This is a genomic window from Candidatus Walczuchella monophlebidarum, assembly GCF_000709555.1.
Lineage (GTDB): Bacteria > Bacteroidota > Bacteroidia > Flavobacteriales > Blattabacteriaceae > Walczuchella > Walczuchella monophlebidarum.
In genome coordinates this window covers 154,603-177,736 of the sequence record NZ_CP006873.1, presented here as the reverse complement: position 1 = coordinate 177,736, position 23,134 = coordinate 154,603, and the positions used below count along the sequence as shown (strand labels likewise).

Below are 23,134 nucleotides of genomic sequence, written 5' to 3'. Positions count from 1 at the left end.
TATTATTCATTATTTTAAAAATTGATTTAAATGTCTAATATAATTTTTTAGATCTTTATCTCCTCTCCCTGAAAGATTAATTACTACTATATCTTCTTTTTTAAAAGAAATTTTAGGCAAAATAGCTAAAGCATGAGCACTTTCTAACGCTGGTATTATTCCTTCAATTTGGCTTATTTCATAAGCTGCTTGTAACACATCATTATCAGTAACATTAAAAAATTTTACACGTTGTGTATGAAATAAATTAGCGTGCATGGGACCTATTCCTGGATAATCCATTCCAGCAGATATTGAATAAGGATCTATAATTTGGCCATATTTATCTTGCATAACAAAAGTAAGACTTCCATGGATAACCCCTTTTGATCCTTGAATAGTAGTAGCTGCTGTTTTATTAGTATATATTCCTAATCCTGCTGATTCCACAGCAATTAATTTTACTGATGCATTCTCTAAAAAATGATAAAAAGCACCTATTGAATTACTACCTCCTCCGATACAAGTAATAATATAATTAGGTTGTGTTATTCCTTTCTTTTCTTGTAATTGTTTTTTAATTTCTTTACTTATAATAGATTGAAAATAAGCGACGATTTTTGGATATGGATGTGGTCCTACTACTGATCCTATTAAATAATAACATTCAGGATGATTTATCCAATAACGTAAAGCTTCATTAATCGCATCTTTAAGAGTTTTATTTCCAGTAGTAGCAGGAATAATTTTAGCTCCTAACATTTTCATTTTAGATACATTAATTGCTTGTCGTAAAATATCAGTTTCACCCATAAAAATAATACATTCTAAAGAAAGAAGAGAACAAACAGTAGCTGTAGCAATTCCGTGTTGTCCGGCCCCGGTTTCAGCAATAATTTTTTTTTTACCAAGTTGTTTTGCAAATAAAGCTTGTCCGATTGTGTTATTAATTTTATGTGATCCAGTATGATTAAGATCTTCACGTTTTAAATAAATATTAGTTTTATATTTTTTAGAAAGTTCATTACAATAAAATAAAGGAGTAGGACGTCCTACATAGTTATTAAGCAATGATTCAAATTTTTTGTTAAAACTAGGGTCCAAAATTATACTTTCATAAGAGTCTTTTAATTCTTTGAAATTAATCCATAAAATTTCGGGAATAAATGTACCTCCAAAATCGCCATAAAATCCATTCTTATCATCTAAATAAGAATTCATCAACGTATTTTTGTTATAAAATTACTAATTAAATTCCTATTTTTGAACCCAGGAGTAATTTCAAAATGACTATTAATATCTAGACAAAATAATTTCGGATGTGAAAGTTTCAGAATTTCATCAGTATCATTTATAGTAATACCTCCACTTAGAAAAAAGGGAATATCAAAATAATATTCATCAAGTTTCTTCCAGAAAAATTTTTTACCACTGCCTCCATATTTTGAGGTTTTTGTATCAAAAAGAAAATAATCAACACAATTCCTATATTTTTTAATTTGGTCAAAAGAAAAATTTTGATCTACATTAAACGCTTTAATAATTTTAATATTTTTTTTGTCTAAACTGTATAAACTATAACAAAATTTCACATCTTCATTTCCATGAAGTTGAATTAAATCTAATCTATAATTTTCAATTTTTTGTAAAACGTATTTTTCATCTGAATTGACAAAGACCCCGATTTTTTTTACTTCGCAGAAATTGGGAATTGGAAAATATTTTTTTATAAATCGAGGAGAGAAAGGGTAAAAAATAAATCCTAGAAAATCAGGTTTCAGAATAAAAATTTCCATTATATTACTAGGATCTTTCAACCCACAAACTTTAATTTTAAACATGATCTGTTATGTCTTTAGGTTAACTTGTTTAATATACTCTTCCATTTGTTTTCCAGGATGAGAAGAACGCATAAATATTTCACCAATAAGGAAGCCGGCAAAGCCCATTTGGGTTAAAAAACTCACTTTAATAGGATCAGATAGACCACTTTCTGAGATTGTTATAAAATTATTAGGTATTATTTTAAATAATTCGACAGAACGTTGTATATCGACAAAAAAAGTGCTAAGATTTCTATTATTGATTCCTATAATATCGATATATTCATTAATTTTGTATAATTCGTTTTCAGAATGCATTTCCAGAAGTACTTCTAAACCTAGTATTTTAGCGACATGGGTCAAAGACTGTATTTTCTCTTTGGAGAGTACCTCAGCAATTAGTAAAATGATATCTGTTCCAAGCGATTTCGCAGCAATAATTTGATATTCGTCAATTATAAAATCTTTACACAAGAGAGGTAAAGAAACGATTTCTCTAGCCTCTGTAATATCTTCATTTTTACCAGAAAAAAAAAAGAATCTGTTAATATAGATATTCCAGAAGCTACCGCATTTTCGTAAGCTTTCACTACTTCTTTTACAGAAACCCGATTATTAATAATCCCCTTATAAGGAGATTTCCGCTTGAACTCTGCAATAATATTGGGATGTTTTTTTTTTAAATTATTAGATAAATAATGACAATTTCTTTCTAAATAAGGACTTTTTTCCAGGGTTTTTATAGTAACAAGATGCCTATTTCTGGAAACTTCCTTATGTTTTATAGTAATAATTTGTTCTAAAATGTTCATTAAATGTTTAATAATGTTTCTAACACTTTTTTAGCCTTTTGACTTTCTAAACTTTCTTTTGCTATCAGATAATTACTTTTAAAATCTTTGTTATTCAGTAAACATAAAGAGAATGCCGCATTTGTCAATACTACTTCATTTTGGCTTTTACTTCCTTCTCCAGAAAGGATCCTAACGAATATACGTTTATTTTCTTCTGGATTTTGACCTCCTGTAATAGTTTTAGGAAGAAGTTTTAATCGACCTAATTCTTGTGGAGTATAAATAGATTCACCTTTTGAATCGTAACATTTAAATGGACTAGTCAATGAAATCTCATCATACCCATCTAGACTATGAATAATCGCATAATTTTTTTTTTCATTTTTAAAAAAATAATAGTATAATCTTGCGATTTCTAGATTATTTGCTCCCAATAGTTGATAGTGTGGTTCACTAGGGTTTAACAAAGGTCCTAGAATATTGAAGAAAGTCATTATCCCTATTTCTCTTCTTACCCAGTAGACGTTTTTCATAACTGGATGGAATAGTGGAGCATGTAAGAAACATATTCCAGATTTTTCCAATTCTTTTTGTAAGCGTCCTTCTTCATTAGTAAACTTGTATCCCAATGATTCTAGCAAATTGGAAGATCCAGTAATAGACGTTGCGCTATAATTACTATGTTTTATGACTTTTCCACCGGAACCAGCCACTATAAAAGCAGCTAAAGTGGAAATGTTAAAAGTATTTTTCCCATCTCCTCCGGTTCCAGAAAGATCTATTGCATCAACTGTATTAAAATTTAGATGAAGATGAAAGTCAAGCAATGCTTCATAAAAGCCTTTTATTTCCTCCAATTTAGGAGTTCTCATGTTATAAATACTTACTAATGCTGATATTTGAGCAGGAGTGAATTTATTATTTGCTATATTAATCATGAGAGATTTTGCCTCTTGCTGATTAAGAATTTTCTCTTCAAAAAGATAGTTTAGTATATCCGGAATTTTTACATTAGACATGTAACCAGTTATACACTATTTTTTTTCCATAAGGAGTTAATATAGATTCAGGATGAAATTGAACACCTACTACATCATACTTTTTATGACGTATAGCCATGATTTCCCATTTGGGTCCTCTTGCCGTAATTTTTAATTCTTTAGGAAATTGTTGGGCCGAAACAATCCATGAATGATAACGGCCTACTTCAATAATATCAGGCAAGCCTTTGAAAATTTGTTCCGTAGAATCAATTATTTTGACCTTACTGGTAATTCCATGATATACTTTTTTTGTGTTAAGTAATTCTCCTCCAAAAACCTCTGCGATAGCTTGCAGACCTAAACAAATTCCGAATAAACTTTTTGTCGGGGCATAATTCTGGATCAAAGGGTTGAGAATATTAGATTCCTCTGGAATTCCTGGTCCTGGCGACAAGAGTATTTTATCGTAATTATCAACTTCTTCTAAGGGAATAGAATCATTTCTAAAAACGGAGACAGGACTATTTGTAATTTCTTTAATCAAAGACACTAAATTGTAGGTAAAAGAATCGTAATTATCAAGGACTAATATTTTTATTATACCCATTTATTAAATATTTTCCGCACATAAAATAGCTTGTTTTAGTGCTTCAAGTTTATTATTTACTTCTTGGAGTTCATTTTCTTCTTTAGAATCTGCTATAATTCCTGCTCCTGCTTGCAGAAATAGCATATTATTTTTACTTAGAAAGGAACGAATAATAATAGCTGTATTCACTTCACCGTTAAGACCAAAAAAACCTATTGCTCCTCCATAGATCCCACGTGATTGATTTTCAAAATGGTCTATTAGTTCCATAGCTTTATACTTTGGAGCACCAGATAAAGTTCCGGAAGGAAAACTTTCTCCAAAGACTTTGATAGAAGAAATTCCAGATTTTAATTTTCCTGAAACTTGTGAAATCAGATGCATAACATGCGAAAAGTATTGTATTTCTTTATAACGATTCACTTTTACTTCTTCAGAAGTCTTGCTGAGATCATTACGAGCTAAATCTACTAACATAACATGTTCTGAATTTTCCTTCGGACTTTTTGCTAAGATTTCAGCTGCATTTTTGTCAGTTGTATAATCTCCAGAACGATGCATAGTTCCAGCTATTGGATAAATAGAAGCTGTATTATTACTAATAACTATTTGAGATTCAGGAGAAGACCCGAATATTTTATAATTTCCATAATCGAAATAAAATAAATAAGGCGAAGGATTAATAGAACGCAAGGTTCTATATACATTGAATTCATCTCCTTTGAATTTTTGACTATATTGTCGTGAAAGTACAATTTGAAACACTTGTCCCAACACGCATGCTTTTATACCTTTGGACACCAAATCCCGATATTGATAATCAGTCATATTTGATACAGAATTACCTATTCTGTTAAAAGGAAAATTTCTAAATCTACTCTGATGAATAATATTCAAAATTGTTTCCATTTGGGAATCTTCCTTTTCAAAGAATCGATGTTCTATAACAATAAGTTTATTATGAAAATGATCGAAAACTATAAGATTCTTAAAAAAACCTAAACGAATTTTGGGTACTTGATCCTCTTCAAAAGAAGGGGAGGTAAAAATGATATTTTCAAAAAAAGGAATACTATCGTAAGTTATATAACCGTACAAACCTGAATAAGGTGAAAAACTTGGTTCTACTATAAATTGGGAAAAAAAAGGGGCTAAAAATGGAGAAGCATTTAGACTTAGACTTAGACGATTTTTTAATTTTATTTGGTCGGAAGTATAATCTGGATAACGTTTATATATATATCTATCACATACAATAATCTCTGCTACAGATTGTAGGCAAATAATGGAAATTTGTTTTTGGGGAGAATCTGCACATTCTAAAAGTAATGTCTTTGTAAAATGATCTCTTAATTGCATATAAAGCTTAATAGGAGTAGTAATATCTGCTCTAATTTTTTTCTTAAAGCTTTTGAATTTGAAAGAGAACATAATAAAAAAATGTGTAGAAACTTATATTTTTAAATCACTTATTCATCGAAATAAGGAATTCGTCGTTACTTTGAGTTTGGTTAATTCGTTTTATCAAAAATTCCATAGCTTCTATAGGATTCATCTCTGAAATATGTTTTCGCAAAATCCACATTCTCTGCAATGTAGGATCGTTCAATAATAAATCATCCCTCCGGGTGCTTGAAGCAACTAGATCTATAGCAGGATATAATTTTCTATTAGCTATTTTTCTATCAAGTTGTAATTCCATATTCCCTGTACCCTTAAACTCTTCAAAGATAACTTCGTCCATTTTTGACCCAGTTTCTATCATAGCTGTAGCTATAATAGAAAGAGAGCCTACGCCTTCGATATTTCTAGCAGCACCAAGAAATCTCTTAGGTTTATGCAAAGCATTAGCTTCTACTCCTCCTGAAAGGACTTTTCCTGAAGCCGGAGCTCCAGTATTATACGCTCTTGCTAAACGAGTTATAGAATCTAGCAATATCACTACATCGTGATTACATTCCACCATTCGTTTTGCCTTTTGTAGAACAATATTTGCTACTTTAACATGTCTTTCTTCTGATTCATCAAAAGTTGAGGCTACTACCTCACCTTTTACACTACGTTGCATATCAGTCACCTCTTCAGGACGTTCATCGATTAATAAGATCATTAAATAGACTTCAGGATGATTTGCTGCTATAGCATTAGCTAGATCTTTCAATAATATAGTTTTTCCAACTTTAGGAGGGGCTCCAATCATCCCACGTTGTCCCTTTCCGATTGGAGCAAAAATATCTAAAATTCTCGTAGAAACAGTAGGGTTCTTATCAGACAAATTCAATTTTTCTTCTGTAAATAAAGGTGTCATATGTTCAAAAGAAGATCTCTCACGTATGTCATAAGGAGATCTCCCGTTAATTTTAATTATTTTAATCATAGGAAAATATTTTTCACTTTCTTTAGGTGGCCTAATTGCTCCACTGATTGTATCACCTGTTTTAAGACTGAAAAGTTTAATTTGCGATTGAGAAACATAAACATCGTCTGGAGACGAGAGATAATTAAAATCTGAATATCTTAGAAATCCATAATTTTCTTGCATAATTTCAAGAACTCCTTCACTAGCCACAATTCCTTCAAATTCATAATTTGCTGCACGATAACGATAACGATAACGATAACGATATTTGTTTTCCAAAGGCATAATGTCTATTTGGTTTTATTTTTCCTCATATAAATTGGACGTTTTGTGTTATACTGAGTATTCCAATGGTTTTTATGAAATCGTGACAACCTATTTTCATTCTAAATTTGTTCTTTATAGTGCATATCAGTTTTATGTCCTTTTTCTCTATCTTTAGATATATTTCGTCATTTATTTCTTGTAATTCATTAGTGATAGTAAAGTTCAGTCAAACATTTATAAAACAGTAAAATATGAAAAAAAGGTTTCTAATGGAAAAGCTTGATAAACTAGAGCAAGAATTTTACGATATTTATGATCTTATTATTCAACCTAATATTATTGCAAATAAACAACGTTTTGTATCTCTTTCAAAAAAATATAAAAATCTGGAAAAGATTATACAAATCTATCACGACTATAAATCTAAATCTAAATCTTTACACGAAAATGAAAAAATCCTTTGTGATGCTAATGAATGTATTTCAATAAAAAAAATGGCACAAGAAGAAAAAAATCAACTTTTGATAGATTTAGAACAAATAGAAAATAAAATTCAATCTTTAGTAGATTCTAAAGATTCTGAAGATGATAAAAATGCTATTGTTGAGTTACGTGCAGGAACTGGAGGTGATGAGGCTTGTCTATTTGTGAAAAATATTTTACGAATGTACACCATGTACTTTAAAGAGAGAAATTGGAAATATAAGATTTTAAACGCACAAGAATCAACTGGTCATGGTTATAAAGAAATTATCCTAGATGTCCAAGGAGAAAAAGTATATGGGATTTTAAAATTTGAATCTGGAATACATCGTGTGCAACGAATTCCTGAAACTGAATCTCAAGGGAGAGTCCACACTTCAGCTATTACAGTTGCGGTTTTACCTGAAGTGGACGCTCTTAATGTAAATATTAACTCGGATGATATTAAAAGAGAAACATTTCGATCTAGCGGAGCAGGAGGACAACACGTGAATAAAACTGAATCAGCAGTTCGGTTAACACATATTCCAACAGGAATAGTAGTAGAATGTCAAGAAGAACGTTATCAACATAAGAATTATGAAAAAGCTTTAAATGTACTTCGTGCACGTATATATCAAACCGAATTAAAAAAGAATACTCAAGAACGAGCCAATGAAAGAAAATCATTAGTCTCTACTGGAGATCGATCGGCTAAAATTCGGACCTACAATTACCCTCAGGGAAGAGTGACAGATCATCGTATCAACAAATCAATTTATTCTCTTGATGAGTTTATGAATGGACATATTCAAGAAATGATCAATGCTCTGAAAATAGCTGATATAGCTGATCTTAAAGTTTAGATTTTTTTTTTATATATTATCTTTACTGTATAGGTTCTGATAATTTTTTGTTTTGTTTTGTTTTGTTTTGTTTTGTTTTTTGTTTTTTGTTTTGTATTTTCACCTTGTAGGTACTCAGACTTGCCGGTGTAGCTCAGTTGGCTAGAGCGCGTGATTTGTAATCTCGGGGGCGGGGGTTCGAATCCCTTCACCGGCTAAAATTAAAGGGGAGGTACTCAAGTGGCTAACGAGGGCAGACTGTAAATCTGTTGATAAAATCTTCGCAGGTTCGAATCCTGCTCTCCCCACAATGAAATGCGGAAGTAGCTTAGTTGGTAGAGCGTCAGCCTTCCAAGCTGAAGGTCGCGGGTTCAAGTCCCGTCTTCCGCTCTAGCCGATGTAGCTCAGAGGTAGAGTGCTTCCTTGGTAAGGAAGAGGTCACGGGTTCAATACCCGTCATTGGCTCTATAAATTACAAGGATAAACACAATTAGAAATCATGGCAAAAGAAAAATTTAAACGTGACAAACCTCATTTGAATATCGGGACAATTGGTCACGTAGACCATGGGAAAACTACTTTGACAGCTGCTATTACTAAAGTATTATCTGAGCAAGGGTTGGCTGAAGCAAAAGATTTTAGTGCCATTGATAATGCTCCTGAAGAAAGAGAACGTGGTATCACTATTAATACATCACATGTTGAGTACCAAACACCTAAACGTCATTATGCGCATGTCGATTGTCCAGGACATGCTGACTATGTCAAAAACATGGTAACCGGTGCAGCGCAGATGGATGGTGCTATTTTAGTGGTTGCTGCTAGCGATGGTCCCATGCCACAAACTCGGGAACATATTCTTTTAGCACGTCAGGTAGGTGTTCCTAAACTCGTGGTTTTTATGAACAAAGTAGATATAGTAGATGATCCAGAACTGCTGGAACTTGTAGAAATTGAACTTCGCGAATTATTATCAAAATATGAATTTGATGGGGACAATACCCCTATAATACATGGTTCTGCATTAGGTGCTTTAAATGGAGAAGTAAAATGGATGGAAAAAATTAACGAATTAATAACGGCTATAGACAATTATATTCCTGAACCAATTCGTAATGTTGATAAAACTTTCTTGCTACCTGTCGAAGATGTATTTACTATTACCGGAAGGGGGACTGTAGCTACCGGCCGTATTGAAACTGGTGTTGTTAGTACGGGGGATTCTGTAGAAATAGTAGGTATGGGAGAAAAAAAACTTGCTTCTACCGTAACTGGTGTGGAAATGTTTAGGAAAATTCTTGATAAAGGTCAAGCGGGAGACAACGTTGGGTTACTGTTGCGTGGTATTGAAAAAACAGATATTCGACGTGGTATGGTCATTGGGAAACCTGGTTCTGTAAAACCTCATAGGATCTTTAATGCAGAGGTGTATATTCTATCCAAAGAAGAAGGTGGAAGACATACCCCGTTCCATAATAAATATCGTCCTCAATTTTATCTTAGGACCACGGATGTTACTGGAGAAATTCACCTTTCTGATGGTGTAGAAATGGTAATGCCAGGAGATAATATATCTGTCAAAGTTGTATTGATTCAACCTGTTGCTTTAAGTGAGGGACTACGTTTTGCTATACGTGAAGGAGGAAGAACTGTTGGAGCAGGTAAAGTGACAAAAATATTTGATTAATATTATTCCTCTTAAAAAAACGGGTGTAGCTCAGTTGGTAGAGCATCGGTCTCCAAAACCGAAGGTCGTGAGTTCGATTCTTATCACCCGTGCAAAAACCTGGAAACTGATGAGAAAAATTCCAAATTTAGACCACTTTTTTAATGAATTTGTAAGGAATGTGACTTGGCCAAAATGGGAAGAATTACAATCTTCTGCTGTTATGGTCTCAGTTTCTGTTTTTATATTATCTCTTATTGTCTCTTGCATAGATGCAATTTTTGGAATTGTTTTCCACGTAATTTTTTAAAGAAAAGATAATATGAAAAAGACTCACGAAAAACAGTGGTATATCCTTAGAACTGTAAGTGGCAAAGAAAATCAAGTTAAATACTACATAGAAAATGAAATACAGCATTTAGGGATTAAAGAAAATATAGGGAAGGTGCTAGTTCCTGTAAAAAAAATAATTCAGATCCGTAATGGTAAAAAAATTAAAAAAGAAAAAATCTATTATCCTGGGTATGTGTTGATAGAAACTTGTTTAAAAAGTCAAGTCGAACAGACTCTAAAAAATATTCCTGGAGTGATTTCCTTTTTAAGTGAAAAAAAAGGTGGTCACCCTATTCCAATGAGAAAATACGAAGTAAATAGGATGTTTGGAATAGTAAATGAACTCTCCGAAAGGAATGCCAGTGTTTCCTTCATTCGAGGAGAAAAAGTAAAAATAATAGATGGGACCTTTGTAGGATTTTCTGGAACTATAGAGAAAATACATGAAGAAAAAGTTTCTTTATCAGTATTAATCTTTGGAAGAAAAACTCCATTATATTTAAGTTTGACGCAAATAGAAAAAATAATATAAATATTTACAACATAATCATAACAATGGAAAAACAAATAAAAAAAGTTATAAGACTTCAAATCAATGGAGGAACAGCTAACCCTTCACCTCCGATAGGACCTGCCTGTGGAGCAGCTGGGATAAATATTATGTCTTTTTGTCGACAATTTAACGATAGGACTAAGAATAATTTGGGAAAATTGTTACCAGTATTAATAAATATTTATGATGATGGATCTTTTGACTTTAGAGTAAAAAATCCTGCTGTATCTGTTCAGTTGATGGAGGCAACTTCGTTAAAAAAAGGTTCTAAAGAACCCAATAGAAATAAAGTGGCAAAAATAGATTGGAATACAGTGAAAAGAATTGCAGAAAATAAAATGCCGGATCTTAATTGTTTTAACCTAAAATCCGCTATGTCTATGGTGGCAGGGACAGCTAGATCCATGGGTATAGAAATCTATGGTGAGTCTCCTATTCATAAAAATAATAAATAGATGAGAAAACTCACTAAAAATAGAAAACAAATTTCTCAGAAATACGATCGAAATAAAGCTTATCCACTATCTGAGGCTGCAAAGATTGTAAAAGAAATATCTTCCTATAGTAGGTTTGACTCTTCAATTGATATTGCTGTCCGTCTAGGTATAGATCCTAGAAAATCTAACCAAATGGTTCGTGGCGTAGTTAAGTTACCTCATAGTACTGGGAAAAATATATGTATTTTAGCCCTTGTTGGACCTGACAAAGAAGTTGAAGCGAAAGAGGCTGGAGCAGATTATGTTGGTTCAGATGAATATATTGAAAAGATTAATCATGGGTGGACTGAAATTGACGTGATTATTACCACGCCAATGATGATGCCAAAGTTAGGACGTTTAGGTAAAATACTTGGTCCTAGAGGATTAATGCCCAATCCTAAAACTGGAACGATTAGTACAGAAATTGGAAAATCTATTAAAGAAGTGAAATCTGGGAAAATAGACTTTAAAGTAGATCGATTCGGGATTGTGCATGCTACTGTTGGAAGAGCTTCGTTTTTACCTGAAAAGGTAGTCGATAATTCTCTTGAGTTAATTAAAATTATCAATAGGTTGAAACCCTCTTCATCTAGTGGAACTTATCTTAAAAGTATCTTTCTTTCAGGAACTATGAGTCCTGGAATTCAGATAGATGTTAAAAGTATAATATGACAAAAGAACAAAAATTACAATCAATAAAAACCCTTACTTCTGTCTTATCTTCAAAGAATATATATTTTATCGATATATCTGGAATAAATGCAAATAAAATTTCTGAATTAAGACGGAATTGTTCCGATTATCAGGTTAAGGTTCGGTTAGTTAAAAATACCTTATTACGCAAAGCTATGGAAAGCCATATAACAAAATGGTCTCCGTTATTTTGTGTTATTCAAGGAAATACCTTTGTGATGACTTCGGAAGTGAATAATGTTCCTGCAAAAATCATTAGAGATTTCAAAACAAAAAATAATAGTGATAAACCCTTATTTAAGTGCGCTTATGTAGAAGAATCCTTTTATATTGGATCTGAACAATTCGAAACATTAGTTAATATAAAATCTAAAACAGAATTGATTAGTGATGTAATTAGTTTATTACATTTTCCTCTAACAAATATGATTTCTACATTAAAATCAGTAGATCATAAAATTTTAGGATGCCTTGAAATATTATCAAAAGGATCACCCCAATTTTCACAAATAACGTAAAAAATCACGAAAAATTATTTCTATATGTCAGACATAAAAAAATTAGCAGAAACTTTGATTAACCTAAAAGTTTCAGAAGTCAATGATTTGGCTAAAATTCTAAAGGAAGAATACGGGATTGAACCAGCTCCTATTCCAGTTATTGATTCAGGTAAACCCAGTGTAGAAAAAACGTCTTTTGATGTCGTACTTAAATCGGCAGGAAGTTCTAAACTAACCGTAGTTAAACTTATTAAAGAAATTACTGGATTGGGACTTAAAGATTCTAAGGAACTAGTAGATAGTGCTCCAAAGAATGTTAAAGAAGGGATAACTAAAAATGAAGCCGAATCCCTTAAAAAAAAATTAGAAGAAGCTGGTGCTTCAGTCGAATTGAAATAAATTCTTGAGAATACTAAAAACATAAATCAAATTAACGTTGACTTCGAGAGTGAGTTTTGCTTCTGTGAAGAAGCAAGTAGAGTATCCGGATTTTCTTGAAATTCAGATCCAATCTTTTAAGGAATTCTTTCAACTAGAAACCCAATACGAAAAGAAAAAAAATGACGGATTATTTCAAACCTTCAGGGAAAATTTTCCTATTTACGATGTAAGAAATCAATTTGTTCTAGAATTTCTAGATTATTTCTTAGATCCTCCAAGGTATTCGATCTCAGAATGTCTTGAAAGAGGGTTAACTTTTAGTGTAAGCTTGAAGGCAAGGATGAAGATCTCTTGTCAAGATCCTGAACATGAAGATTTTAAGACAGTTATTCAGGACGTTTATCTTGGAACTATTCCCTATATGACTCCAACAGGGTCTTTCATAATCAATGGAGCTGAACGTGTAGTGGTTTCACAACTGCATCGTTCTCCAGGAATCTGTTTTGGTCAATCTATACACGCTAATGGGACACGTTTATACTCAGCTAGAGTAATACCCGTAAAGGGATCAGTGATTGAATTTTCTACCGATATAAACAATGTAATGTATGCTTATGTCGATAGTAAAAAAAAGTTTCCAGTTACTACGCTTTTTCGTGCTATTGGATACGAACAAGATCAAGATCTTTTTTATCTTTTCAACTTCTCTGAAGAAGTTCAGGTCACTCAATCTAATTACAACAAATTAATAGGGGCTAAAGTTGGAGCACGTGTTTTAAAACAATGGATAGAAGATTTCGTTGATGAAGACACCGGAGAAGTTATTTCCATTAAAAGAAATGAGGTTATTCTTGATCGTGATATTATCCTTGAACATGAGCATATTTATCACCTCATAGAATCAGGTATTGATAGCGTGATTTTACAAAAAAAAGAAAAGAACACTATCGATTATATCATTCTTCAAAATACGCTTAACACAGATCCGACCAATTCTGGTAAGGAAGCGCTTGAACATATATACAGACAATTCCGAAATTCTTCCCCTCCAGACGAAGAAACAGCTATAGGAGTAATTGAAAAAATTTTCTTTAATCGATGCCATCTCGGAGAAGTAGGAAGATACCGACTAAATCAACGTTTAGGAATAAATATTCCTATTGAAATACAGGTAATTACAAAAGAAGATTTGATCTATATTGTCAAATATATTCTGAAGAGAGTTCACTCAAAAATAGATGACATGGATAATCTTTCAAATCGTAGAGTGATAACAGTAAGTGAGCAATTATCGGCACAATTAAATATTGGGTTATCACGTATGGCACGTACTATTCGTGATAGAATGAATGTCCGTGATAATGAAGTTTTTACTCCTATAGATTTAATCAATGCAAAAACTCTTTCTTCTGTCATCAATTCGTTTTTTTGTACTAGCCCACTTTCTCAATTTATGGACCAGACTAATTTACTTTCTGAAATCACGCATAAGAGAAGACTCTCTTCTCTTGGACCAGGAGGCCTTTCGAGGGACCGTGCTGGGTTCGAAGTTCGTGATGTTCATTATACCCATTACGGTAGACTTTGTCCCATAGAAACCCCAGAAGGGACCAATATTGGATTAATTTATTCACTTTGTGTGTTTGCTAAAGTGAATCGTCTGGGATTCATAGAAACCCCTTACAGAAAAGTAACAAATGGTCAAATTGACTTTTCTTCTTCTATTTATCTGCCCTCTGAAGAAGAGTCTGAAAAAACTATAGCTACGGCTAAAGCAAAGGTGGATGAAGATGGATATTTTCTAACCGAAATAGTTATTTCTCGGAAAGACGGAGATTTTCCTCTGGTTGAATATGAGAAAATTGATTACATTGACGTCGGAACCAATCAAATAGCTTCTCTTTCAGCTTCTCTAATTCCTTTTCTTGAACATGATGATGCCAATCGTGCTCTAATGGGTTCAAATATGATGCGTCAAGCTGTGCCTTTGCTTTGTCCTGAATCTCCGATTGTAGGAACTGGTCTAGAGAAAAAAGTGGCTACTGATTCCCGTCTACTTATTAATGCGGAGGGAGAAGGTCTTGTAGAAGACGTAGAATCAGATCATATTTCTATACGTTATAACATAACTGAAGAAGAAGCTTTTCTAAGTTTTGATTCTAACATTAAAACTTACAATATGATGAAGTTTAAAAAAACTAATCAAAATACTTCAATTAGACTTAAGCCTATTGTTAGAAAGGGAATGAAAGTATCCAAAGGACAAGTGCTCTGCGAAGGTTATGCTACGGAAAAAGGAGAAATAGCTTTAGGTAGTAATATACTTGTGGCTTTTATGCCTTGGAAGGGTTTTAATTTTGAAGACGCTTTTGTTCTTTCGGAGCGTGTAGTTCGTGAAGATTTATTTACATCTATTCACATAGATGAATATTCTCTCGAAGTCCGTGATACAAAATTAGGTATGGAAGAACTTACCAGTGATATTCCTAACCTGAGTGAGGAGGCTACTAAAAACCTTGATGAAAATGGGATTATTCGTGTAGGATCAGAGGTAAAACCTGGGGATATTCTTATAGGAAAGATAACTCCAAAAGGAGAATATGATCCGACCCCGGAAGAAAAACTTCTCATAGCGATATTTGGAGAAAGAGCTGGGAATGTAAAAGATGCGTCATTAAAAGCAGATACTTCGCTTTACGGAGTGGTTATTGATAGAAAGCTTTTTTCAAGAAGTATTAAAGATAAAAAAATCCGTGCCCTAGATAAAATGGACATAGAATATTTTGAATCTCAATATAAAAGTCGTTTTTCGGAATTGCATAAGCTGCTATGTGAGAAATTATATATACTTTTACAATCTAAAATCTCTCGGAGAATCGAGAATGATATGCAAGAAGAAATTATTCCTGCAGGAAACATCTTTACTAAAAATCTTCTAGAGAATATTTCTGATTATATCAATATTTCTTCTTCTGAATGGACTTCAGATGAAAATACGAATCGTTTAGTATCAATGCTATTACATAATTATAAAATTAAGGTTAGAAATTTCCAAGGAGAACTCAACCGTCACAAATTGACTCTTTCTGTAGGTGATGAATTGCCCCTGGGAATAGTCAAACTAGTAAAAGTATACATTGCTAAAAAGCGAAAACTTCAAGTCGGTGATAAAATGGCCGTACGTCACGGTAATAAGGGAATTGTATCACGTATTGTTCGTGATGAAGATCTGCCATTTTTGGAAGACGGGACCCCTGTAGATATTGTGCTAAATCCATTAGGTGTTCCATCTAGAATGAATATGGGACAAATATATGAAACAATATTGGGATGGGCAGGTCATAAGCTGGGAATAAAATTTTCTACCCCTATATTTGATGGGGCTTCAATCGAACAAATTACTGAATATACTAGTAAGGCAGGATTACCTCACTTAGGAAGCACCTATCTTTATGATGGGGAAACTGGAGAACGTTTTGATAAGCCAACGACCGTGGGAATTATTTATATGTTAAAACTTGGTCATATGGTAGACGACAAGATGCATGCTCGTTCCATAGGTCCTTATTCACTGATCACCCAGCAACCGTTAGGGGGAAAAGCGCAATTTGGAGGACAACGTTTTGGAGAAATGGAAGTGTGGGCTCTAGAGTCTTTTGGAGCTTCAAACATTCTAAGAGAAATACTGACTGTAAAATCTGATGATGTAGTAGGTCGTTCTAAAACCTATGAATCTATTGTTAAAGGAGAAACTCTGCCTGAACCCGGGATTCCTGAATCTTTCAATGTATTGCTCCATGAACTTAAAGGACTCGGATTAAACCTCCATCTTGAAGAATAAAGATATCGTAGGACTCTTCGAGAAAAATATTCTCTATAAATGTCTATCAAAACAACTAAAAAAGTCTAAATGTCTATCAAAACAACTAAAAAAGTTAAAAACTTTAACAAGGTTACTATAAGTTTGGCCTCTCCGGAGGAGATCCTTCAAGAATCTTACGGAGAAGTCCTAAAACCTGAAACAATTAATTATCGTACTAAGAAACCAGAACGTGACGGACTATTTTGTGAACGAATTTTTGGTACCATAAAGGATTATGAGTGTTCTTGTGGAAAATATAGAAGAATTCGTTATAAGGGGATTGTCTGTGACAGATGCGGTGTCGAGGTTACAGAAAAAAAAGTACGACGGGAACGTCTTGGACATATTAATTTAGTAGTACCTGTGGTCCATATATGGTATATTAGATCATTACCCAATAAGATTGGTTCCCTTTTAGGTCTTCCTTCAAAAAAACTTGACCTGATCGTTTATTATGAACGATATGTGGTCATACAGCCGGGGATTGCCCAATATACCGATGGGACCCCTTTGAAACATCTTGAATTTTTAATGGAGGAAGAGTATCTCCAAATAGTAGAGAATCTCCCAAAGGAAAATCGAGACCTTGATGATAGAGATCCTAATAAATTTATCGCTAAGATGGGTGCTGAATGTATAGAAGAACTACTTAAACGAGTAAATCTAGATGAACTTTCTTCTAGTCTTCGTCATAAAGCCGAGAATGAAACATATAAACAACGACGGATAGAAGCTCTAAAACGGTTGCAGGTAGTAGAAGCATTTATAGAATCATCTAAAAAAAAGAAAAATTGTAAAGAGTGGATGATTATTCATGCTCTTCCAGTGATTCCACCTGAATTACGTCCTTTAGTACCTTTAGAGGGTGGCCGTTTTGCAACTTCAGATTTAAATGATCTCTATCGTAGAATTATTATTCGTAATAATCGATTGAAACGTCTTTTACAAATAAAGGCTCCTGATATTATTCTACGAAATGAAAAAAGGATGCTTCAAGAAGCGGTGGATTCATTATATGATAACACAAAGAAAACCTCCGCTAAGAATAGGAATCGAACTTTGAAATCTTTATCTGATTCACTTAAAGGTAAGCAAGGACGATTTCGTCATAATCTTTTAGGAAAACGTGTCGATTATTCAGCACGTTCTGTAATTGTAGTAGGACCGAAGTTAAAACTATACGAATGCGGACTTCCCAAAGAGATGGCTGCAGAACTTTACAAACCTTTTATTATTAGGAAATTACTCGAACGTGGTATTGTTGAAACCGTCAAATCAGCTAAAAAACTTGTTGATAACCGTGATCCGGTTGTATGGTATGTCTTGGATAATGTGCTTAAAGGGCATCCCGTACTACTGAACCGTGCTCCGACATTGCATAGATTAGGAATTCAAGCTTTTTATCCCAAACTCATTGAGGGTAAAGCTATCCAACTGCATCCATTGGTCTGCACAGCTTTCAACGCCGATTTTGACGGTGACCAGATGGCAGTACATCTCCCTCTTGGACCAGAGGCTATTCTCGAAGCTAAATTACTTCTGCTGTCTTCACAAAACATTTTAAATCCTGCTAATGGATCTCCTATTACTGTTCCATCACAAGACATGGTCCTAGGACTTTATTATATGACAAAATGTTTTAAATCTACATCAGATAGGAAAATTAAAGGTGAAGGATTAGTATTTTCTTCAACAGAAGAAGTCCAGATAGCGTATAATGAAGGTGCGGCTGAAATCCATGCTGGGATAAAAGTAAAAGTCCTTATTCGAGAAAAGAATAAACTTGTAGATAGAATTGTGGAAACGACTGTAGGGAGAGTCCTATTTAATCAAGTGGTTCCTAAAAAAGTCGGATATATTAATGAGTTACTAACTAAGAGGTCTTTACGTGATATAATTGGGAAAATATTGATGCTTACTAATGTTCCTACCACAGTAAAATTTCTAGACGATGTTAAGGAACTAGGTTTTTATAATTCCTTTAAAGGTGGTCTTTCCTTTAGTTTAGGTGATATTATTATCCCTAAGGAGAAACAAACTATGATTAATAGTGCTATTGAGCAAATAGATGCAGTTCAAATTAACTATAATCTGGGTTTGATTACTAATAATGAACGTTATAATCAAGTTATTGATATCTGGACAAGTACCAATACCCTATTAACTGAAAAAGTTCTGAAACAAATGTCTGAAGACCATCAAGGGTTTAATTCAGTATATATGATGCTTGATTCAGGAGCTAGGGGATCGAAAGAACAGATTCGACAACTTTCTGGAATGCGTGGCTTGATGGCAAAACCACAACGTACTAGCGTAGGAATTATTGAAAATCCAATTTTATCCAATTTCCGTGAAGGTATTTCTATCCTCGAGTATTTGATTTCTACGCACGGGGCTAGAAAAGGGTTAGCAGATACAGCTCTAAAAACAGCTGATGCAGGTTATCTCACACGACGTCTTGTCGACGTAGCTCAAGATATTATCGTTACGGAAGAAGATTGTGGTACGATTATAGGAATTGAAATAAGTGCTCTTAAAAAGAATGAAGAAATTATAGAAAATTTATCTGAACGTCTTTTGGGAAGAATTGCTCTTTATGATATCTATCATCCGAGGAAGGATGAAATTATAGTCGCTTATGATGAAATGTTTGATGCAGATAAAGCTCTTCTTATAGAAGAATTGGGAATAGAAACGGTAGAAGTTCGATCCCCACTGACCTGTCAATCGAAAAGAGGGATTTGTGCTAAATGCTATGGTATAAACCTGTCAACAGGACAATTGGTTAATAAAGGAGAAGCAGTAGGTGTTATTGCTGCTCAATCTATAGGAGAGCCGGGGACACAATTGACACTAAGGACGTTTCATGTAGGTGGAACGGCTGTAAATATTTCTGAATCTTCCCAAATACGTGCTCGTTTTGATGGAATTATAGAATTTGAAGATCTTAGTACAGTACAGATACCAGATGAAAAAGGAAACAATCTCGAATTAGTGGTTTCACGCTCTACAGATATGAGACTCTTAGGAAGAGATGATTCCATCTTAATGCAGAATCATATCCCTTACGGATCAACTTTATTTGTCCATCATGGAGTTACTATAAAAAAAGGAACGGAAATTTGTCGATGGGATCCTTATAATGCTGTTATTATTTCTGAGTATTCCGGAACCATAGCCTATGAATATATTGAACAGGGAAAAACCTATACAATATATGACCAAGCCGGGTTCCAAGAAAAAGTAATTTATGAATCTAGAGATCAAAACATAATTCCCTCTTTAAGGATCCTTGATAAGGAAGGAAACGACTTAAAAATTTACAATCTTCCTGTTGGTGCTCACTTAATTGTAGAAGATGGGGAAGTAATTACAGCAGGACAAATTCTTGTAAAGATTCCTAGAACAGATGGAAAAACAACGGATATTACTGGAGGATTGCCGCGTGTAACTGAATTGTGTGAAGCACGTTATCCTTCTAATCCAGTAGTTATATCGGAAATTGATGGAGTGGTGAGTTTTGGAAATATTAAAAGAGGTAATCGTGAGATTATTATTGCATCGAAAAGCGGATACTCAAAAAAATATTTTGTTAAGTTATCCAATCAAATTCGAGTTCAAGAAAATGATTATGTTAAAGCAGGTACAGCTCTGGAAGAAGGTGCGATTACCCCTTCAAATCTACTTCATATTAAGGGAGCTAAAGAAGTTCAAAAATATTTAGTCAATGAAATCCAAGAGATCTACCGGTTACAGGGAGTAAAAATAAATGATAAGCATTTTGAAATTATCGTTGGTCAAATGATGCGAAAGGTCAAAATTATAGATTCTGGAGATACACGGTTTATAAAAAATAGGATAGAATCTAAAACTGATTTTTTTGAAGAAAACGAAAGAATTTCAAGTCTGAAAGTAGTAGAAGATCCTGGGAATTCTGAGCAGTTTAAACCTGGACAAATAATAAATTTAACCGAATTGAATAATGAAAATGATATTCTTAGACAAAATGGGAAGAGGATTATGCGTGCTCGCAATGCTATTCCTGCTATAGCTAAACCTGTACTTCAAGGCATTACACGGGCATCTTTGCAAACAAAGTCGTTCATATCTGCAGCCTCTTTCCAAGAGACAACTAAAGTATTGAATGAGGCTGCAATTAGTGGAAAATCTGATTACTTACTTGGATTAAAAGAAAATGTTATTGTAGGACACAAAGTTCCAGCAGGAACAGGTCTTAAAGAATACGACCAATTTCTCGTATCATCAAAAGAGAGGGAGTAAGACCAAAAATTTTTATAAAAAAATATCGTTTGGATAAGATACAGATTTTAAAAATAATCCTTTTGCTGGGACTGAACATCCTGCCATTTGACTATTTTTAGATTCAACAATTTGGCAAAAATCTTTTGAATCAATTTTACCTATGCCGACTCTAATAAGAGTTCCAACAATAGATCTAACCATGTTTCTTAAAAATCTATTAGACGTAATTTGGAAACACAATAACCCCTTCTTGTATTTCCAATAAGAATATTCTATTTTACAAAAACTTGTTTTATTATTAGAATGAGACTTACAGAAAGTACTAAAATCTTCGTATCTTTTTAAGATCATAGCTGCTTGGTTCATTTTTGCAATGTCAGGGGGATTAGATAACCATTGCCAACTAAATTCTTTAAAGAAAGGACTTTTCCCTAAAGAAATAAAATATTCATAAGTTCGGCATAGAGCACTGAACCGAGCATGTGCTTTCGGTTGCATCAAGTAAATATTGTATACTTTAATGTCTTTAGGTAAGAATGAATTAAGTTTCTGTCTAAACCTTGGGGGAAGAGAATATGGATAATCAAAGTGAGCAAAAAATTGTTTGGCGTGGACCCCGCTATCTGTCCTTCCAGCTCCAATAATATTAACTGGCATCTTTAATAGATAGGATAGACAATTTTCTAACACTTCCTCTACGGAGATTCCGGTTTTCTGGATCTGCCAACCATGATATTTAGTTCCATTAAAAGATAGTTCAATAAAATAACGCAATAATTTTAATTTTTAAAAAATAATCGCACTTTGTTTTAAACAATTATCATATTTCCATGACGATTTTGTTTGAAAAATAAACAAAATCAACAGAATTATAAACAAAATCAACAGAATTCCCATAATGGCTAAAAAGACATTTAATATCTGAATGCTATGCAATATCTGCATACTATTATAAATAGCATGCAAAAATATGCATATGGATATCGAACGTGTCCCTATATAAATTATTCCGATAAAAATTCCAAATAAAAACGCTATTATAATTTGCCATGGATTTAAATGCATTATTCCAAATAATAAAGCCGAAAAAAAAATAGATTTTATAGAAGAAATACTTGTTTTAAATATTTTTCTTAAAAAAATTCCACGGAATAAAATTTCTTCATAAATAGGAGCAAATAAAATAGCACTTAAAAAAAATGAAATTGGATATTGTGTAACATGAAAAAATTTATACATCTTTCCAAAAAGAGGACCATTTATTGGAATAATAGAAACGACATATTCACTTAAATAAATAAAAATAAACATCATTAAAAAAACATTTAAATAAATATACCATGTTAATTTAATTGAGTTTGGTTTAAAATTATTATTATAATATGCAATTAAAATAGAAATACAAGTAGTAGATAAAATAAAATTTAAAAATTGATCTATCCAATCAAACCCGAATATTTTTATAAACAAAAAATTTATTATTAAACGTAAAAACTCATTGCAAAATAAACATAATAAAAAGAATAAATATTCATTCTTTTTTTTATAAATGCTCCGAGGTAATACCTTAAGATAGGACATTCATGATCTCCGTTTTTTTATGAAATCTCATGCAGAATTATCCTTTTTAGAAATTAAGCATTGTTTATAATAGGCTTTTAAAAATGCCTCTCTTTTTTTTATTGAAGGTTTAACATAAAATTGGATTTTTCTAAATTCTTTCAGAAGACGTATTTTCTCGCATTTTCGTTTATAACGCTTAATTGCTTTTTCAATAGACTCTCCATCTTTTATCTTAATCATTAGCATCTTTTAGATTTTTTAATTTGTGTTAATTTATAACTCTTTTTCAATTCAAGTCAGATTTATTACCGAAAAATCTTCATTAGACTAGCTATTATTCTCTAACAAATATACCCGTTTTTTCCAAATCAAATAATATGGCTATAAAAATTACTGAGGAATGCATTAACTGTGGAGCTTGCGAACCTGAATGCCCCAATAATGCTATTTACGAAGGATCGTTTCAGTGGCGTTTTTCAGATGGGACAAATTTGAAAGGTGTAATTACCCTGAAATCAGGTGTCACTACAGAAGCCTGTCAACCGAAAGCACCTAAAAAAAATGATATTTATTTTATTGTAGCAGAAAAATGTACTGAATGTGTAGGTTTTTACGATGAGCCCAGATGTGCTTCTGTATGTCCAGTGGATTGTTGCGTTCTGGATGAAGAATCTATAGAAAGTAAAGATGAACTACTAGAGAAAAAAAAATTCTTGCACACCTAAATATTAATTATCATG

At 32.9% G+C, this 23,134-nt stretch carries 19 protein-coding genes, 5 tRNA genes and 2 pseudogenes; 16 read left to right on the top strand and 10 right to left on the bottom strand.

The annotated features are described in order from the left end of the window. Window positions 1–9 precede the first annotated feature (9 nt). The 7 genes and pseudogenes from trpB to rho form a co-directional block, all read right to left on the bottom strand. Complete coding sequence (gene trpB, locus FNIIJ_RS00890; protein ID WP_038436170.1) at window positions 10–1,200, bottom strand: tryptophan synthase subunit beta; 1,191 nt, start codon at window positions 1,198–1,200, stop codon at window positions 10–12. Further along, window positions 1,200–1,820, bottom strand: coding sequence for a phosphoribosylanthranilate isomerase (locus FNIIJ_RS00885; RefSeq protein ID WP_038436169.1), 621 nt, complete (start codon window positions 1,818–1,820; stop codon window positions 1,200–1,202). Before FNIIJ_RS00885 ends, trpB begins: the two co-directional genes overlap by 1 nt. Before the next feature lie 6 nt (window positions 1,821–1,826). Continuing rightward, window positions 1,827–2,614: pseudogene (trpC, locus tag FNIIJ_RS00880) on the bottom strand (indole-3-glycerol phosphate synthase TrpC). Continuing rightward, window positions 2,614–3,600 carry an anthranilate phosphoribosyltransferase gene (trpD, locus tag FNIIJ_RS00875; RefSeq protein WP_038436334.1) on the bottom strand — a complete coding sequence of 329 codons (987 nt, stop codon included), beginning with the start codon at window positions 3,598–3,600 and terminating at the stop codon, window positions 2,614–2,616. The pseudogene trpC and the gene trpD overlap by 1 nt, the downstream one beginning before the upstream one ends. Before the next feature lie 7 nt (window positions 3,601–3,607). Then, window positions 3,608–4,186 carry an anthranilate synthase component II gene (locus FNIIJ_RS00870; protein WP_199397419.1) on the bottom strand — a complete coding sequence of 193 codons (579 nt, stop codon included), beginning with the start codon at window positions 4,184–4,186 and terminating at the stop codon, window positions 3,608–3,610. 3 nt (window positions 4,187–4,189) lie between these two features. Then, a complete protein-coding gene (locus FNIIJ_RS00865; protein ID WP_038436167.1) occupies window positions 4,190–5,599 on the bottom strand; it encodes an anthranilate synthase component I family protein in 1,410 nt (469 codons plus the stop codon). Window positions 5,600–5,633: 34 nt separating this feature from the next. After that, window positions 5,634–6,773 (bottom strand): annotated as a pseudogene (gene rho, locus FNIIJ_RS00860) (transcription termination factor Rho); the annotation flags it as partial. Between the two features lie 290 nt (window positions 6,774–7,063). Between rho and prfA the strand changes: the two are divergent. From prfA to rpoC, 15 genes are all read left to right on the top strand, one after another. Then, on the top strand, window positions 7,064–8,122 hold the full coding sequence (gene prfA / locus FNIIJ_RS00855) for a peptide chain release factor 1 (protein WP_394332473.1): 1,059 nt from the start codon (window positions 7,064–7,066) through the stop codon (window positions 8,120–8,122). Between the two features lie 122 nt (window positions 8,123–8,244). Further along, window positions 8,245–8,318: transfer RNA gene (locus FNIIJ_RS00850), tRNA-Thr, on the top strand. 9 nt (window positions 8,319–8,327) lie between these two features. Then, window positions 8,328–8,409: transfer RNA gene (locus FNIIJ_RS00845), tRNA-Tyr, on the top strand. 9 nt (window positions 8,410–8,418) lie between these two features. Beyond that, a tRNA-Gly gene (locus tag FNIIJ_RS00840) sits at window positions 8,419–8,491 on the top strand. Window positions 8,492–8,494: 3 nt separating this feature from the next. After that, a tRNA-Thr gene (locus tag FNIIJ_RS00835) sits at window positions 8,495–8,566 on the top strand. 34 nt (window positions 8,567–8,600) lie between these two features. Beyond that, entirely contained in the window at window positions 8,601–9,788 is a 1,188-nt protein-coding gene (gene tuf, locus FNIIJ_RS00830; RefSeq protein ID WP_038436163.1) for an elongation factor Tu, read from the top strand. Window positions 9,789–9,807: 19 nt separating this feature from the next. Further along, window positions 9,808–9,880, top strand: a tRNA-Trp gene (locus FNIIJ_RS00825). A gap of 17 nt (window positions 9,881–9,897) precedes the next feature. Next, window positions 9,898–10,077, top strand: coding sequence for a preprotein translocase subunit SecE (secE, locus tag FNIIJ_RS01900; RefSeq protein ID WP_038436161.1), 180 nt, complete (start codon window positions 9,898–9,900; stop codon window positions 10,075–10,077). A gap of 12 nt (window positions 10,078–10,089) precedes the next feature. Beyond that, window positions 10,090–10,632, top strand: coding sequence for a transcription termination/antitermination protein NusG (gene nusG, locus FNIIJ_RS00815; protein WP_038436160.1), 543 nt, complete (start codon window positions 10,090–10,092; stop codon window positions 10,630–10,632). A gap of 23 nt (window positions 10,633–10,655) precedes the next feature. Next, window positions 10,656–11,108 (top strand): 50S ribosomal protein L11, encoded by a 453-nt coding sequence (gene rplK / locus FNIIJ_RS00810; RefSeq protein WP_038436159.1) that lies wholly within the window; start codon window positions 10,656–10,658, stop codon window positions 11,106–11,108. Beyond that, window positions 11,109–11,804: a 50S ribosomal protein L1 gene (gene rplA, locus FNIIJ_RS00805; RefSeq protein ID WP_038436158.1), complete on the top strand. Its 696-nt coding sequence runs from the start codon at window positions 11,109–11,111 to the stop codon at window positions 11,802–11,804. It abuts the gene before it with no gap. Beyond that, complete coding sequence (gene rplJ / locus FNIIJ_RS00800; RefSeq protein ID WP_038436156.1) at window positions 11,801–12,343, top strand: 50S ribosomal protein L10; 543 nt, start codon at window positions 11,801–11,803, stop codon at window positions 12,341–12,343. The genes rplA and rplJ overlap by 4 nt, the downstream gene beginning before the upstream one ends. Window positions 12,344–12,367: 24 nt before the next feature. Further along, window positions 12,368–12,724 carry a 50S ribosomal protein L7/L12 gene (gene rplL / locus FNIIJ_RS00795; RefSeq protein ID WP_038436155.1) on the top strand — a complete coding sequence of 119 codons (357 nt, stop codon included), beginning with the start codon at window positions 12,368–12,370 and terminating at the stop codon, window positions 12,722–12,724. A 25-nt stretch (window positions 12,725–12,749) separates the two neighbouring features. Then, entirely contained in the window at window positions 12,750–16,547 is a 3,798-nt protein-coding gene (gene rpoB, locus FNIIJ_RS00790) for a DNA-directed RNA polymerase subunit beta (protein ID WP_038436154.1), read from the top strand. A gap of 69 nt (window positions 16,548–16,616) precedes the next feature. Further along, entirely contained in the window at window positions 16,617–20,849 is a 4,233-nt protein-coding gene (gene rpoC, locus FNIIJ_RS00785) for a DNA-directed RNA polymerase subunit beta' (RefSeq protein ID WP_038436153.1), read from the top strand. A 12-nt stretch (window positions 20,850–20,861) separates the two neighbouring features. On the opposite strand, the gene truA is transcribed toward rpoC, so the two are convergent. Genes truA through rpsU form a run of 3 tightly spaced genes read right to left on the bottom strand, consistent with a single transcriptional unit; the run spans window position 20,862 to window position 22,634 of the window. Beyond that, window positions 20,862–21,605: a tRNA pseudouridine(38-40) synthase TruA gene (gene truA, locus FNIIJ_RS00780; RefSeq protein ID WP_038436152.1), complete on the bottom strand. Its 744-nt coding sequence runs from the start codon at window positions 21,603–21,605 to the stop codon at window positions 20,862–20,864. 12 nt (window positions 21,606–21,617) lie between these two features. Continuing rightward, the gene (locus FNIIJ_RS00775; RefSeq protein ID WP_051673243.1) at window positions 21,618–22,412 is read right to left on the bottom strand and encodes a CPBP family intramembrane glutamic endopeptidase; all 795 of its coding nucleotides are present in this window, start codon (window positions 22,410–22,412) and stop codon (window positions 21,618–21,620) included. A gap of 27 nt (window positions 22,413–22,439) precedes the next feature. After that, window positions 22,440–22,634: a 30S ribosomal protein S21 gene (rpsU, locus tag FNIIJ_RS00770; protein WP_233485132.1), complete on the bottom strand. Its 195-nt coding sequence runs from the start codon at window positions 22,632–22,634 to the stop codon at window positions 22,440–22,442. A 137-nt stretch (window positions 22,635–22,771) separates the two neighbouring features. Between rpsU and FNIIJ_RS00765 the strand changes: the two genes are divergently transcribed. Next, window positions 22,772–23,119 (top strand): 4Fe-4S binding protein, encoded by a 348-nt coding sequence (locus FNIIJ_RS00765; protein WP_038436148.1) that lies wholly within the window; start codon window positions 22,772–22,774, stop codon window positions 23,117–23,119. The last annotated feature ends 15 nt before the right edge of the window (window positions 23,120–23,134 follow it).

Coding starts and splice junctions, on each gene's coding strand:
- trpB (WP_038436170.1), bottom strand. CDS start 1,200: ATGAATTCTTATTTAGATGATAAGAATGGATTTTATGGCGATTTTGGA.
- FNIIJ_RS00885 (WP_038436169.1), bottom strand. CDS start 1,820: ATGTTTAAAATTAAAGTTTGTGGGTTGAAAGATCCTAGTAATATAATG.
- FNIIJ_RS00870 (WP_199397419.1), bottom strand. CDS start 4,186: ATGGGTATAATAAAAATATTAGTCCTTGATAATTACGATTCTTTTACC.
- FNIIJ_RS00865 (WP_038436167.1), bottom strand. CDS start 5,599: ATGTTCTCTTTCAAATTCAAAAGCTTTAAGAAAAAAATTAGAGCAGAT.
- prfA (WP_394332473.1), top strand. CDS start 7,064: ATGGAAAAGCTTGATAAACTAGAGCAAGAATTTTACGATATTTATGAT.
- tuf (WP_038436163.1), top strand. CDS start 8,601: ATGGCAAAAGAAAAATTTAAACGTGACAAACCTCATTTGAATATCGGG.
- secE (WP_038436161.1), top strand. CDS start 9,898: ATGAGAAAAATTCCAAATTTAGACCACTTTTTTAATGAATTTGTAAGG.
- nusG (WP_038436160.1), top strand. CDS start 10,090: ATGAAAAAGACTCACGAAAAACAGTGGTATATCCTTAGAACTGTAAGT.
- rplK (WP_038436159.1), top strand. CDS start 10,656: ATGGAAAAACAAATAAAAAAAGTTATAAGACTTCAAATCAATGGAGGA.
- rplA (WP_038436158.1), top strand. CDS start 11,109: ATGAGAAAACTCACTAAAAATAGAAAACAAATTTCTCAGAAATACGAT.
- rplJ (WP_038436156.1), top strand. CDS start 11,801: ATGACAAAAGAACAAAAATTACAATCAATAAAAACCCTTACTTCTGTC.
- rplL (WP_038436155.1), top strand. CDS start 12,368: ATGTCAGACATAAAAAAATTAGCAGAAACTTTGATTAACCTAAAAGTT.
- rpoC (WP_038436153.1), top strand. CDS start 16,617: ATGTCTATCAAAACAACTAAAAAAGTTAAAAACTTTAACAAGGTTACT.
- FNIIJ_RS00775 (WP_051673243.1), bottom strand. CDS start 22,412: ATGTCCTATCTTAAGGTATTACCTCGGAGCATTTATAAAAAAAAGAAT.
- rpsU (WP_233485132.1), bottom strand. CDS start 22,634: ATGATTAAGATAAAAGATGGAGAGTCTATTGAAAAAGCAATTAAGCGT.
- FNIIJ_RS00765 (WP_038436148.1), top strand. CDS start 22,772: ATGGCTATAAAAATTACTGAGGAATGCATTAACTGTGGAGCTTGCGAA.